The 13,453-nt window shown below is 72.2% G+C and carries 12 protein-coding genes; 10 read left to right on the plus strand and 2 right to left on the minus strand.

Features of this window, described 5'->3' with window-relative positions; translation table 11 throughout:
* Positions 1-18: 18 nt before the first annotated feature.
* Together AB663_RS07505 and AB663_RS07510 are read right to left on the minus strand one after the other, a co-directional pair.
* Positions 19-3,069 carry an ATP-binding cassette domain-containing protein gene (locus AB663_RS07505; RefSeq protein ID WP_157540972.1) on the minus strand — a complete coding sequence of 1,017 codons (3,051 nt, stop codon included), beginning with the start codon at positions 3,067-3,069 and terminating at the stop codon, positions 19-21.
* Positions 3,066-3,614 carry a hypothetical protein gene (locus tag AB663_RS07510; RefSeq protein WP_067197500.1) on the minus strand — a complete coding sequence of 183 codons (549 nt, stop codon included), beginning with the start codon at positions 3,612-3,614 and terminating at the stop codon, positions 3,066-3,068. Before AB663_RS07510 ends, AB663_RS07505 begins: the two co-directional genes overlap by 4 nt.
* A 206-nt stretch (positions 3,615-3,820) precedes the next feature.
* On the opposite strand from AB663_RS07510, the gene AB663_RS07515 reads away from it, so the two are divergent.
* The 10 genes from AB663_RS07515 to AB663_RS07560 all read left to right on the plus strand — a co-directional run bounded on the left by AB663_RS07515 (position 3,821) and on the right by AB663_RS07560 (position 13,361).
* On the plus strand, positions 3,821-4,153 hold the full coding sequence (locus tag AB663_RS07515; protein ID WP_067197503.1) for a PadR family transcriptional regulator: 333 nt from the start codon (positions 3,821-3,823) through the stop codon (positions 4,151-4,153).
* A 1-nt stretch (position 4,154) separates the two neighbouring features.
* Positions 4,155-5,210 carry a permease prefix domain 1-containing protein gene (locus AB663_RS07520; protein WP_067197506.1) on the plus strand — a complete coding sequence of 352 codons (1,056 nt, stop codon included), beginning with the start codon at positions 4,155-4,157 and terminating at the stop codon, positions 5,208-5,210.
* Positions 5,207-6,109: a 1,4-dihydroxy-2-naphthoyl-CoA synthase gene (locus tag AB663_RS07525; protein WP_067197508.1), complete on the plus strand. Its 903-nt coding sequence runs from the start codon at positions 5,207-5,209 to the stop codon at positions 6,107-6,109. Before AB663_RS07520 ends, AB663_RS07525 begins: the two co-directional genes overlap by 4 nt.
* A 136-nt stretch (positions 6,110-6,245) precedes the next feature.
* Positions 6,246-7,388 carry an AMP-binding protein gene (locus AB663_RS07530; protein WP_067202380.1) on the plus strand — a complete coding sequence of 381 codons (1,143 nt, stop codon included), beginning with the start codon at positions 6,246-6,248 and terminating at the stop codon, positions 7,386-7,388.
* A 97-nt stretch (positions 7,389-7,485) separates the two neighbouring features.
* Entirely contained in the window at positions 7,486-8,277 is a 792-nt protein-coding gene (locus tag AB663_RS07535; protein ID WP_067197511.1) for a class I SAM-dependent methyltransferase, read from the plus strand.
* A gap of 95 nt (positions 8,278-8,372) precedes the next feature.
* Positions 8,373-9,563: a sensor histidine kinase gene (locus AB663_RS07540; RefSeq protein WP_067197514.1), complete on the plus strand. Its 1,191-nt coding sequence runs from the start codon at positions 8,373-8,375 to the stop codon at positions 9,561-9,563.
* On the plus strand, positions 9,560-10,195 hold the full coding sequence (locus AB663_RS07545; RefSeq protein WP_067197517.1) for a response regulator: 636 nt from the start codon (positions 9,560-9,562) through the stop codon (positions 10,193-10,195). Before AB663_RS07540 ends, AB663_RS07545 begins: the two co-directional genes overlap by 4 nt.
* Positions 10,196-10,412: 217 nt before the next feature.
* Entirely contained in the window at positions 10,413-11,174 is a 762-nt protein-coding gene (locus AB663_RS07550; protein WP_067197520.1) for an ABC transporter ATP-binding protein, read from the plus strand.
* Positions 11,171-12,631: an ABC transporter permease gene (locus tag AB663_RS07555; RefSeq protein WP_067197523.1), complete on the plus strand. Its 1,461-nt coding sequence runs from the start codon at positions 11,171-11,173 to the stop codon at positions 12,629-12,631. Before AB663_RS07550 ends, AB663_RS07555 begins: the two co-directional genes overlap by 4 nt.
* 73 nt (positions 12,632-12,704) lie before the next feature.
* A complete protein-coding gene (locus tag AB663_RS07560) occupies positions 12,705-13,361 on the plus strand; it encodes a 2-phosphosulfolactate phosphatase (RefSeq protein WP_067197526.1) in 657 nt (218 codons plus the stop codon).
* Positions 13,362-13,453: the final 92 nt, after the last annotated feature.

Here is a 13,453-nt window from a genome sequence, read left to right on the forward strand (position 1 = left end):
AATCCCTCCTGACCGGTGTCAATCAGGCGGGGCGTCGGCGACCCGCAGGGGAGTCGGCGCGGGACGGTCGGAAGGCACACGCACGGGCTTCGCGCGGCGGAGCGCTGCGAGCACGGGACGGCCGATCAGTGCGACGCCGACGACGGTGGTGATCGCGCGCAGCGTGTCCCACCCGGCGGTCGATGTCACGAGCGAGTACAGCAGGAAGCTGCCGAGGTTCTGCCCGAGGGGAGCGCCGGGCGCGTACGAGATCGCGGTGTCGGCGCCGACGGCGAAAGGCCAGAACCACAGGTTGAGCAAGAGGCCGAAGACATAGGATGCCGCCGCGCCATAGCCGCACAGCAGGACGATCTCCGCCCAGCCCCGCACGCGGCGGGGGAGCAGTCCGGCCCCCGCTCCGACCCACGCGCACGCGAACATCTGGAACGGCGTCCACGGTCCGAACCCGCCGAACACGGTCGAGGAGAGGGCGACGGTCAGGGCGCCCAGCAGCATCCCGAACCGCGGTCCGAAGGCGCGGCCGGCCAGCACGAGCAGCACGAACACCGCCTCCACGCCGCCGACTCCGGTGCTGGCGATGCGCACAGCGGTGCCGATGGCCGTGAGCACGCCGAGGTATGCCAGCGTGTGCGCCGAGCGGACGGCGCCATCGAGGGCCGTGACCGCGACGATCACGGCGATCGGGGCGGCCGCGAGGGCAACCCACGGCACGGCGGTATTCGCCTGCGACGGCAGGGCGACTGCGATGAAGGGCCAGGTGAAGGATGCCAGGGCGACGAGGTTGGCCATGACGAGGGCGACGGTCGCCCAGCGGGCGGGGTGCCGAGGGTGCGGCCGGTCACTTTGTCGGAAGTTCGGAGCCGACACGCCGGTGCCGCGCGTCGAATCTCCCGACAGATGGACATTCTCCCGACAAAACGACCCCGGCGAGGTTGTGGATGCGGCTGGCCGGGTGGCGGACGAGGCTGGCGGGGTGGCGGACGGGGCGGACGGGCCCGGCGGAGTGGCGGACGGGGCCGGCGGGGTGGCGGATGCGGCTGGCAGCGGTGCCGGCGCGATGCCGGCGTCCATCGGGATGACGCGCGCACCGAGCGCCGCGGCGAAGGGCGCGTCGTGCGTCGCGACGAGCACAGCCGTGCCGGCATCCGCCGTTCGCTGCAGTGCGACGCGTACCTGTTCTCGCGCGGCGGGGTCGAGCCCGCGGGTCGGCTCGTCGATCAGCAGCGCGTGCGGCATCCGCGCGAGCTGCAGTGCCATGGCGAGGCACCGCCGCTCGCCGAGGGACAGATCCCGAGGATGCCGCCGTAGACGCTCGTGCAGCGCGGCCGGGTCGAGCCCGAGGAACGCCGCGAAACGCTCGGCGGAACGGATGCCGTCGCCGGCGCCCGCACGCTCAGCGAGCCGGTCGGCGCGGGCGCATTCCGCGGCCACCGTGTCGCGGGTGAAGAGATCGTCAGAGGCGTCGGGGACGAGCACCGCCCGGCCGATGACGGCGGCGTCGCGCCGCGGCAGTGCGAGTGCGAGGAGCAGCGACGACTTACCGGCCCCGTTCGGGCCGATCAATGCCGCGACCTCGCCCGCCGCCAGCGACAGGCTCGCGCTCTGCACCGCGACCGTGTCGCCATGCGTCACGCGCAGCTCGTCGACCGCGAGTGCCGGTGCCGCGGGCGTCGGTGACGGAGCCCCCGCCGGGCGTCCCTCCGCGGCCCGGCGCGTGTCGCCCTGCGGGGCCGCGCCCGCGGGACGGGCACGCACGGGAAGGGCATCCGCGGGGAGCGCGTCTGCGGGGAGGGGGTCCGCGGTGAGCGCGCCCGCGGGAAGGGGACCCGTCGCTCGCCGCTCTTCCGCACCCCTGGGCATGAGCACGCCGCCGTCGATCGTCCACCACTCGTCCGCCGCCTCCGCGAACGCAGCGGCGCGGTGCTCGGCCACCACGACGCATACGCCCCCGTGGTGGGCGAGGGCGTCGAGCGCTCCCACGATGCGCGCTCGTGCATCGGCGTCGAGGTCGGCCAGCGGCTCGTCGGCGAGCAGCAGCAGCGGATCCTCCACGACGGCTGCCGCGATCGCCACCAGCGTGGCTTCGCCGGCGGAGAGCGCGTGCACGGGCCGGTCGAGCAGATGCCCGATCCCGAGCTGCGTCGCGATCTCGTCCACGCGTGCCGCGACGAGCGGATGCGGCACTCCACGCATCTGCATCGCGAGGCCGATCTCGTCTCGCACGCGCTCGCCGCAGAAGCCTTCGCGGGGGTCCTGCAGCACGACGCCGACCAGTCGCGAGGAGTCTCGGGGCGGCATCCGGCGGCGGTCGTGGCCGGCGATCTCGACGACGCCCGCGGTCCAGCCGCCGTCCGCGTGATCCGTGAGACCGGCGAGGGCGCGGAGCAGCGTCGACTTTCCCGCGCCGGTGGCACCTGTCACGACGGCGAGCGTTCCCGCCGGGGGAGCGAACTGCGGCACCTCCGCCACCGGAGCCGCGCCGAAGCCGATCGCAGCATCGCGCACCGTCACCGGCGGAGCCGGCGGATCCGCGGCGACGTGAACGCCGCCGAAGCCGCGCAGCTCGAGCCCGTTGGCGACGGCAGCCGCGCGTTCCAGAGTGCGCTCGAGCACGGGGACGAGCATTCGCGGCCCCCGCCGTTCACCGCGCAGGCGCTGCGCGGTGGACACGGTGCGCACGGCATCGCCGAGAGACGGGAGCGTCGACCAGGCGACGGCGAGCGCGCGTGCGACTCCTCGCAACGGCCTACGCCTTGCGAGCGCGGCGAACCCTCGTGAGACGTCGACGGCCGCGTTCAGGACCCCGAACGCGAGGATCACGGCGGCGATGGGGAGCGCCGAGAGCACGGCATCCGCCAGACCGTCCAGCGTCACCGGGCCGAGCAGCGTCACCCAGCCGAACGGCGGCGGCAGCCGGAAGGCGGGGAGAGGCAGCAGCAGGGGGCCGGAGCCGGATGCCCCGTCGAAGAGCACGCGGTAGACGACGCGGGCGACGATGAACACCGCCGCGAGTCCCGCCGCCGCGCGCAGCGGGCCGGGCCTCAGTCGGAGCCGGCCCGCACGGGTCACGGGGCGGGCGAGGCGGGAGCGCCGTCGAGCGTGAAGAGGAGTTCCACGCTGTCACCGGGGTTGAGTTCCAGGGCCGGCAGGCCGGTCTGGGCGTAGTCCCAGGTGCCGCCGGCCGGCTTCACCCACAGGCCCCAGTACGCGGTGGCCGGAGGCATGTCCGCGCAGGTCTCGTGGTAGGTCGCGCCATCTGCGCCGGGGAGGTCGGTGGTCTCTGCGGGCACGCCGTCGACGCGGCAGACGACGTCGTCGGGATAGGTGGTCGTGCCCACGGTGGTGATGCCGGCCTTGGCGATGGCATCCGTGCCGAGGATCGTGTCGGTCGTGGTGACGCACACGGTCTTCGACGGGTCGTCGGCGACCTCGAGGTCGCCCGTGTCGACGATGACGGTCACACCGTCGCAGGAAGCGACATCCGCGGTCGATGAGGTCACCGGCGACGAGGACGGCACGGGGTGGGCGGCGGATGTCGCGCACGCGGTCAGCGACAGCAGCAGGGCGGATGCTGCAGCCAGGGAGAGGGCGAGGGATCGAGGCTTCGGGGTCACCGTTACACCCTACGGAATCGCGGTTTCCCGTCCGTGCTTCCTCCGTCACATTCCGCCTCAGGCCTCGCCCCCCTCCGCTCAGGTATGAGTTGTGGCTCAAAAGTCGCCGATTTTCCGACCACAACTCATACCTGAGCGAGGTGGGAGGGCGCAGGAGGATGGTGGGTGGTTGACGATACTGTGTGAGACACAGTAATGTGAGGAGCATGAACGAGACGCTCGACACGCATCTGCAGGAGCTGCGGCGAGGCACCGTGGTGCTCGCCTGCCTCCAGCTGCTGCGCACCCCCGGCTACGGATACGGGCTGCTCGAGCAGCTCGAGAGCCGCGGCTTCGCCACCGACGCGAACACGCTGTACCCCCTGCTGCGGCGCCTCGAGAAGCAGGAGTACCTCACGAGCGAGTGGAACACCGACGAGGCGAGGCCCCGCAAGTTCTACCGCACCTCGGATGCCGGCATCCGTCTCGCCGACGCCCTCACAGACGAATGGCGATCGCTGACCTCCGCGATCACCGCCCTCACCACGGAGGAGAACTGACATGACCGCCACCGCCACCGCCACGCTCACCGAGCGGTACATCGCCGCCACCGTCCGCAGCCTGAGGCCCGAGGCGCAGGCCGACGTGCGGGCAGAGCTCGAAGCATCCATCGGCGACGCGGTCGAGGCGCGCGTCGAGCAGGGCGAACCGCGCGATGCCGCAGAGCGTGCCGTGCTCACCGAGCTGGGCGACCCCGCCCGGCTCGCAGCCGGGTACGCCGACCGGCCGCTGCACCTGATCGGCCCGCGGTTCTACCTGGTGTGGTGGCGCCTGCTCAAGCTGCTGCTGAGCATCGTCCCCGCGTGCGTGTTCCTCGCCGTCGCACTCGGCCAGGTGATCGCGCAGGCGCCGGTCGGAAAGGTCATCGCCGACTCGCTCCTCGCCGCCGGCGGCGCCGCTCTGCACATCTGCTTCTGGACGACCCTCGTGTTCGTCGTGCTGGAGCGCACCGGAAGCACGACGGCGATCGACGAGTGGAGCGTCGACCAGCTGCCCGAAGCCGCCACCGACGGCGCGGGGCGCAGCGAGCTGATCGGCTCGCTCGTGTTCCTCGCAGCGGCAGTGGGCGCCCTGTTCTGGGACCGCCTGCGCGGCTTCGTCGTCGTCGACGGCGAGGGCATGCCGATCCTCGCGCCGGACCTGTGGCCGTGGTGGATCGGCGCTCTGCTGCTGCTCATCGTCGCGGAGGCGGTGTTCGCGGTCATGATTTACCGCCGGCGCGGGTGGACGATCGCGGCCGCCGTGGTGAACACCGTGCTCGCGGTGGCCTTCCTGGCCTGGGCCCTGGTGCTCCTCGTCACGGGTGAACTGATCAACCCGGCCTTCCTGTCGCACATCGTCTCTGCAGGCGGGGACGGCTTCGTCTCTGCAGGCGGGGACGGCTTCGCCGCGGGCGATGCGGAGGCCGCAGGTCAGGGCGGAGTCTTCCGCATCCTCGCCGTGCTCCTCGGCTTCGGCATCGCGGCAGGCGTCGCATGGGACATCGTCGACGGCTGGCTCAAGGCCACGGGCCGCAGGGGCGGCGACGCGTCGCGCCGGAATAGGCTGGACCGGTGACCATCTCCGAGCTGTTCGACCCGGCAGAGTGGGTGCTCGCCCCCGGCGCCGAGGACTACACCGACATCACCGCCCACGTCACCCACGACGGCGGCGTCGCCCGCATCGCGTTCAACCGTCCGGAGGTGCGCAACGCGTTCCGGCCGCACACGGTCGACGAGCTGTACCGCGCCCTCGACGTCGCCCGGCAGGACCCGCGCATCGGCGCCGTGCTGCTCACCGGCAACGGTCCGAGCCCCAAGGACGGCGGGTGGGCGTTCTGCTCGGGCGGCGACCAGCGCATCCGCGGGCGCGACGGGTACAAGTACTCCGACGACGAGACCGCGGTCGCCGACCCCGCGCGGGCGGGCCGGCTGCACATCCTCGAGGTGCAGCGGCTGATCCGGTTCATGCCCAAGGTGGTCATCGCCGTCATCCCCGGGTGGGCGGCCGGCGGCGGGCACTCGCTGCACGTGGTGTGCGACCTGTCGATCGCGAGCGCCGAGCACGGCCGGTTCAAGCAGACGGATGCCGACGTCGGCAGCTTCGACGCCGGATACGGGTCCGCGTACATGGCGAGGCAGACGGGCCAGAAGTTCGCGCGAGAGGTGTTCTTCCTCGCGGAGGAGTACTCGGCGCAGCGGGCGTACGAGATGGGCGCGGTCAACCGCGTGGTGCCGCATGAAGACCTCGAGCGCGAGGCGCTGAAGATGGCGCGCACCGTGCTGACGAAGTCACCCACGGCGATCCGGATGCTGAAGTTCGCCTTCAACGCCGTCGACGACGGTCTCGTCGGCCAGCAGGTCTTCGCGGGAGAGGCCACGCGTCTCGCCTACGGCACCGACGAGGCGGTCGAGGGCCGCGACGCCTTCCTGCAGAAGCGCGACCCCGACTGGTCGCCGTTCCCGTACCACTTCTGACCGCTGCGATGTCTCCCGGCATGATCCCGTCGCCCCTGTATCTTCCCGGCGCTGCTTTCGCACCGGGTCGACGGTCGCGCACCGGGTCGGCGCCGCACCGCGACCGCAGCGGATGCTGCCCACCGCGGAGACCGAGATGACGGAGCTGATCTCCGCGGATGACGCGTCCCCCGGCGACCTGCGTGACGCCCTCGCCCGGGCGCTCGACGGCGGACCGGCACTGGCATTCGGGATGCTCGGAGACGCGCCGGCCGAGGCGCCGGACGGGACCGCCGTGGTCATCGCGACATCGGGCTCGAGCGGCATCCCCAAGCGGGTCGTCGTGAGCGGCGAGGCGCTGCGCGCGAGCGCCGAGGCGACGGCCGCCCGGATCGGCAGCGGCCGGTGGCTGCTCGCTCTGCCCACCGGATATGTCGCAGGGCTTCAGGTGCTGGTGCGGTCGATCCTCGCCGGCACCGAGCCCGTGGCCATCGGCGGCCGGTTCTCCGCCGACGCCTTCGCTCGCGCAGCTCTCCCACTCGCCGCCGGGGGAGAGACGCTCCTGACATCGCTCGTGCCCGCTCAGCTCGCCACCCTGCTCGACGCCGCCGACGACGTGCGGGTGCTCACGGCGCTCCGATCGTTCCGGGCGATCCTCGTCGGGGGACAGGCGCTGCCGGAGCCGCTCCGAGAGCGAGCCGACGACCTCGGCGTGCGGCTCGTGCGCACCTACGGTTCGACGGAGACGAGCGGCGGATGCGTATACGACGGCGTGCCGCTCGACACGGCCTCCGTGCGCGTCGACGACGGAGAGCTGTGCATCGCCGGTCCCATGCTGGCCGACGGCTACCTCGGCGACGAGCGGCTGACGGCGAGGGTGTTCGCCCGCGACGAGCACGGCATCCGGTGGTATCGCACGGGGGATCTGGGCCTGGTCGACGACGACGGCATCGTGCGCGTGCACGGCCGGGCCGACAACGTGATCGTCTCCGGGGGCATCAACATCTCCCTCGACCGCGTCGAGCGCATCGTGCGGACGATCCCGGGCCTGACCGGAGCCGTCGTCGTGGGCGTCGAGGACGAGCGCTGGGGCGAGGCATCCGTCGTCGTCGCGGCCCGGGGCGAGGCGCTGCGTCGCAGCGAGGCCGAGCAGCTCGCGCACGCGCGGGAGGCCGTCGCGGCGCAGATCGGGCGGCATGCACGGCCCTCGCGACTCATCCTCGTCGACGAGCTCGCCGCCTTGCCGTCCGGAAAGCCCGACCGCGAGGCGATCCGCCGCGCCGTGGCGCAGCTGCGCTGAGTCGCATCGCCACCGCGACCTCGACCCTTCCGCGCGACGCCCCACTCCGGAGCGTCACGCGGACAGGAGGCCCGTGCGATCGGTGCCACGATGGAGCATGACCTCCTACACGCACGGACACCACGAATCCGTCCTCCGCTCGCACAGCGTGCGCGACATCTCGAACTCGGCGGCGTATCTCCGCCCGCACCTGACCGCCCAGACCAGGCTGCTCGACGTCGGCGCCGGTCCGGGCTCGATCACCGTCGACTTCGCCGGCGTGGTGGCGCACGTCACAGCGACGGAGATCGACGACCGCGCGCTGTCACTGTCGCGCGATCTGGCCGCCTCGCGCGGTGTCACGAACATCGCCTTCGCGGTCGAGGACGTGCATGCCCTGAGCTTCGCCGACGACAGCTTCGACGTCGTGCACGCGCACCAGGTGCTCCAGCACGTCGGAGACCCGGTGCAGGCGCTGAGGGAGATGCGCCGGGTGGCAGTGCCCGGTGGGGTGGTGGCGGCGCGCGACGCGGATTACGCCGGGTTCTTATGGTTCCCGCTGCTCCCTGAGCTGCAGTCCTGGCTCGACCTGTACCGCCGCGCCGCTCGCGCGAACGGGGGCGAGCCGGATGCCGGACGCCGACTGCTGGCCTGGGCGCGTGCCGCCGGATTCGATGAGATCACGGCGACGGCATCGACCTGGTGCTACGCCACGCCGGAGGAGCGGGCGTGGTGGGGCGGCATGTGGGCCGACCGCATCCTGGAATCCGCGCTGGCGCGGCAACTGGTCGACGCGGGCATGGCGACGCGCGACGACCTCCGGGCGATCAGTGAGGCCTGGCGGCGCTGGGCCGACGACGGCGACGGCTGGTTCCTCGTGCCGCACGGCGAGATCATCGCCAGAGCCTGACGCCCAGGATGCGGACGCGACTCGGCACGCGCGGCTGCCGAGGATACATCGGCAGGCGGATGCGTGCAGACGCTCGCGCCACGTAGCGTGGGAGGGTGTTCCGCCCCGTCTCCCGCACCTGGCTGATCCTCGACATCATCGGTGCCGTCTTCGGTCTCGCCGTCACCACGCCGCTGACCTTCGTCACGGGTGACACCGGGCTGAGCAAGTGGATCCTCTCGGCGCCGGCCGCCGTCACCGTGTACGTGCTCGTCGCGATCATCCTGTGGGGTGCCGCGGCCATCTGCAGACTGTCGCCCGCGCTCGCGATCGGCATCGCCTGGGTGGGGGCTGCGCTGCAGATGGCGGCGGGGCTGCCGCCGGCCGCGTACGACCTCGCCATCCTCGTCGTGCTGTTCGCGACGGCCGCATGGGGGACGACGCGGGTGCTGTGGATCGGCGGCATCTCGGCCCTGGGCGGAGGCGTGCTCGGCGGGATCTACTTCGCCGTGGTGTGGTCGGGTGAACTCGGCACCGACCCGGCCGCGGCGATGCGGGCGGCCATGCTCGCCGGGCTGATGGCGACCGTGTTCGTGCTCGCGATGGTGATGTCGTGGGGCACAGGGCTGCTCTGGCGGGTCGTGCTCAACGGGCGGGCCACACAGATGGCCCGCGCGCAGGCGGAGCTGCTGGCCGCCGAGGAGCAGGAGCGTGTGCGCATCGCGCGGGACATGCACGACATCGTGGCGCACTCGCTCGCCGTCGTGATCGCGCAGGCCGACGGAGCCCGGTACGCCGCGACGGTGAAGCCGGAGGCGGCGACCGAGGCCCTGGGGACGATCGCGCAGATCGCGCGGGGCGCGCTGTCGGATGTGCGGCTGCTCCTGACACAGCTGCGTCACCGCCAGGGCGACGGTCCGCAGCCCACGCTCGCCGATCTCGAGACGCTGTTCGCGCAGGTGCGGCAGGCCGGCGTCGAGCCTCGGATCACCGTGGACCCGATGCCGCCGGGGGAACCGCCCGGAGCCATCCAGCTGGCCGTCTACCGCATCCTGCAGGAGGCCCTGACGAACGCCATCCGGCACGGCGACGGCGCGGTGGACGTGCACCTCGCCTGGCTCCCCGACCGCGTCGAGGTCCACGTCGCCAACGGCATGTCTGCGGCGTCGGTCCCGAATCCCGGCGGACACGGGGTGATCGGCATGCGCGAACGCGCGCAACTGATGGGCGGTACGCTACAAGCGGGGCAGGAGGGCGAACGGTTCGTCGTGCGTGCGACGCTCCCGATCGCAGGAGCACAGGCATGATCAGGGTCGTACTCGTCGATGACCAGGCGCTTTTCCGCGCCGGCATCCGGATGCTGGTGGCGTCGCAGCCCGACCTCGACGTCGTCGGCGAAGCCGGTGACGGTCGCGAGGCCATCGACGTCGTGCGAGCGACCCGCCCCGATGTCGTGCTGATGGACATCCGGATGCCGGTCATGGACGGGCTCACCGCGACGGCGGAGATCCTCGCACAGCCCGACGCGCCGCGCGTGGTGATGCTGACCACGTTCGACCTCGACGAGGCGGCGGCGCGCGCGATCCGGCAGGGTGCGAGCGGCTTCCTGCTCAAGGACGCCGACCCGGAGTTCCTCCTCGCCGCGGTGCGCACGGTGCATTCGGGGTCGAGCGTGATCGCCGCGTCGGCGACCCGTGAGCTGTTCGAGCACTTCGCCGAGGCGCCGAAGCCGGTTCCCCCGCAGTACGCCGGGCTGACCGACCGTGAACGCGAGATCTTCGCCCTCGCCGCTCGGGGGCTGTCGAACTCCGAGATCGCCGCACGCGAGTACCTCAGCGAGGCCACCGTGAAGACGCACATCAGCCGCATCCTCACCAAGCTCGCCCTTCGCGATCGGGTGCAGCTGGTGGTGTTCGCCTTCGAGCACGGCCTGGCCTAGGCCCTGGCCGGTCCGGCCCCCTGCGGGTGCCGTCCTCGGCCGAGTTTCGAGTCGCATGATTTGCCCCCGAATCGGCGATTTCGGGGCAAATCATGCGACTCGAAACCCGAAAGGCAGCCGCAGGCCTGCGACCGGCCAGGGGGATCATCCTGCAGATGTACGAGGATGCTCCTCCCGGGCGACGCGGCGGCGGATGCCGCGGAAATAGCGTCGAAGCATGGAGATCACGACCACCGACCTCGGGCTCGCCGCCCGCGTCCAGCACCTGAAGAAGACCTACGGCGCCGGCGAGGGCACCGTCCACGCGCTCGACGACGTGAGCGTCGGCATCCGCCGCGGGCAGTTCACGGCCATCATGGGCCCGTCGGGTTCGGGCAAGTCCACGCTCATGCACATCATGGCCGGCCTCGACAGCCCCACGGAGGGCCGCGCGTGGATCGGCGACACCGAGATCACCGGCCTCGGCGACATCGACCTCACGATCCTGCGCCGCCGTCGCGTCGGCTTCATCTTCCAGGCGTTCAACCTCGTGCCGACGCTCACGGCGTTGGGCAACATCATGCTGCCGTTCGAGCTCGACGGGCGTCGCCCGAGTGCCATCGAGAAGGCGCGCATCGACGGCCTCATCGAGACGCTGGGGCTGGGTGCGCGCCTCGACCACCGCCCCCACCAGCTCTCCGGCGGCCAGCAGCAGCGCGTCGCGATCGCGAGGGCCCTGGCGACCGCCCCCGACCTCGTGTTCGCCGACGAGCCGACAGGCAACCTCGACTCCAAGACCGGCCGCGAGGTGCTGCGCCTGCTGGCGGCCGCGAGCCGCGAGCACGGCCAGTCGATCGCGATGGTCACGCATGACGCGATCGCGGCGAGCCACGCCGACCGGGTTCTGTTCCTCGGCGACGGCCGCATCGTGGCCGACCACCCGCGGCAGACCGCGGAAGAGATCTCCGCGTACATGCTCGCCGCCGAGGTGCCGGCATGAGCGCGGTCGCGACGGTCGTGCCCCAGACGGCGGCGACCGGATCCCGGCTCTCCTGGCTCCGCGAGCGCGGCATGGGGGCCAGCATCCTCGTCGCCGCGCTGTCGTCGGCGTTCGGCGTCGTGCTCGTCGAGACCACGGCGTACATCGCGGCCGTGCTGCAGGCCGACCCCTTCATCGGCGACAGCGAGACCTTGGCGTTCGTCGTCGCCCTGCTGTCGGTGCTGCTCACCGCCGTGGCGATGTACGTGGCGGCGATCGTCACGGCTAACACGTTCTCGACGATCATCGCCGGCCGCACCCGGCAGATCGCCCTGCTCCGCCTCATCGGCGCGACGGCTCGGTCGCAGCGCTCCGAGGTGGGGCGGCAGGGTCTCATCGTGGGCGTGATCGGCGCGCTCATCGGCGCACTCGTGGGGGTCGCGGTCGCGGTGGCCGGCGTGCAGATCGGTGAGCGGATCATCGCGAACACCCCCGACGACTTCACGGTCGCGCAGCCGTTCATCGCCCTGCCGGTCGCCGGCGTCGCGCTGACCACGTGGATCGCCGCCTGGGCGGGCTCGCGCCGGGTGCTCTCGGTGACACCGCTGCAGGCGATCGCGGGGTCTGTCGAGCGCACGCACGAGGAGGTATCAGTACGGGCCGGCCGTCACGTCGGCGCGTGGATCCTGCTGATCACGGGCGTGGCGCTCCTCGCGGCAGGCGTCGTGATCGGCCTCGTTACGCCGCTGGGGGTCGTGGTGGCGTTCTTCGGCGGCATCCTCTCGTTCACCGGCCTCGCACTCGGATCGGTGCTGTTCATGCCGCCGGTGCTCCGGCTGGTCGGCCGGCTGTTCGGAACGAGCGCGACAGCGCGCCTCGCCGCGCAGAACGCCCTGCGCTACCCGGAGCGCTCCTCGCGCATGGCGATCGGCGTGGTGATGGGGGTGACCCTGGTGACGATGTTCGCCGTCGCGCTGGAGTCCAGCAAGCGACTCATGACCAGCCAGATGACGGGTGACATCCCCGACGACTTCTTCGCGCCCTACGACGCGTTCGCGAGCATCATGATGGTGCTCGTGGCCATCTCCGCCGTGATCGCGGCCGTCGGGCTCGTGAACCTCCTCACGATCGGGGTCGTGCAGCGCCGTCGCGAGCTGGGGCTTCTGCGTTCGATCGGCCTGTCCAGCGCGCAGGTGCGTCGCATGGTGCTGCTCGAGGCGACGCACATCACGGTCGCCGCGACGGTGACCGGCCTCGTGCTGGGAGTGGCGTACGGCTGGATCGCCGCGCAGTCACTGCTGGGCTCGGTCCCCACGCTGCCGGAGTTCACGCCCGCGGGGCTCATCGCGCCGGCGGTTCCCTGGATCCCCGTCGCGGTGATCGTGGTCGCCACCGCGATCCTCACGCTGGTGGCGGCTGCGACCCCGACGAGGCTCGCGACGCGCGTGGCACCTGTGGAGGCGCTCGCCGCCGATTGAGCGGAACGAGCAGGTGCCGGGTCCGCCGTGCGGGCGGCGGGCCCGGCACCTGTGGCTTGTCTAGGCTGGAGGGATGCCGTCGCCCTTCGATCAGTCCAGCTACCAGGTCCGTCTCGAGTGGGGAGTGGAGGGGCTGGCCCGGCTCGCCCCGGCTGACGTCATCGTCGTGGTGGACGTGCTGCGCTTCTCATCGACGGTCGCCGACGCGGTGGGCTCGGGCGCATCGGTCGACCTCGCACCCGCTCTGGAGTGGTCGCGCAACGGTGCGGCGGTCGCGGCTGCCGCGCATGACGCCGTGGTGCTGCTCGGAGGCATCCGCAACGCCTCGGCGGTCGCCGGCGCCGTGCAGGCGCTTCAGGAGCGACGTGGGGAGCGCACCTCGGTCGCCGTCATCGCCGCGGGAGAAGCGGATGCCGAAGGGCGTGTGCGCGTGGCTGTCGAAGACCACCTGGGTGCCGGTGCCGTCATCGCTGCGCTGACCGATCGGGGCATCGACCATACGGCCCCTGAGGCGGCGGTGGCGGCGGAGGGCTTCCGCGCGCTGCGAGGCGCCCTGCGGCACCTCCTCACCGCGAGCGGCTCGGGGCGCGAGCTGGCGAACGGGGTGCCGTCGACCGCGCGCATGCGGGCGGCGGGGGTGACTCCGACCTCGGTCGAGGACGCCGCCATGCTCGACGCGGTCGACGTCGTGCCGGTGCTGCAGCACGGCGCGTTCGTCGCCTTCCGCTGAGCGGTCGATCGGCCGGGAGCTCCGCCGCCAGACCGCCCTGCCGGCCGGTCGCGCACCGCGTGGCCGACGAGCCGACGCAGCGGCAGCCGCCG

It is taken from the genome of Microbacterium sp. XT11 (assembly GCF_001513675.1).
Lineage (GTDB): Bacteria > Actinomycetota > Actinomycetes > Actinomycetales > Microbacteriaceae > Microbacterium.

Bases quoted from the DNA above. Each gene is read 5' to 3' on its own strand.
- AB663_RS07520 (WP_067197506.1), top strand. From the start codon at position 4,155: ATGACCGCCACCGCCACCGCCACGCTCACCGAGCGGTACATCGCCGCC.
- AB663_RS07555 (WP_067197523.1), top strand. From the start codon at position 11,171: ATGAGCGCGGTCGCGACGGTCGTGCCCCAGACGGCGGCGACCGGATCC.
- AB663_RS07545 (WP_067197517.1), top strand. From the start codon at position 9,560: ATGATCAGGGTCGTACTCGTCGATGACCAGGCGCTTTTCCGCGCCGGC.
- AB663_RS07560 (WP_067197526.1), top strand. From the start codon at position 12,705: ATGCCGTCGCCCTTCGATCAGTCCAGCTACCAGGTCCGTCTCGAGTGG.
- AB663_RS07530 (WP_067202380.1), top strand. From the start codon at position 6,246: ATGACGGAGCTGATCTCCGCGGATGACGCGTCCCCCGGCGACCTGCGT.
- AB663_RS07515 (WP_067197503.1), top strand. From the start codon at position 3,821: ATGAACGAGACGCTCGACACGCATCTGCAGGAGCTGCGGCGAGGCACC.
- AB663_RS07535 (WP_067197511.1), top strand. From the start codon at position 7,486: ATGACCTCCTACACGCACGGACACCACGAATCCGTCCTCCGCTCGCAC.
- AB663_RS07550 (WP_067197520.1), top strand. From the start codon at position 10,413: ATGGAGATCACGACCACCGACCTCGGGCTCGCCGCCCGCGTCCAGCAC.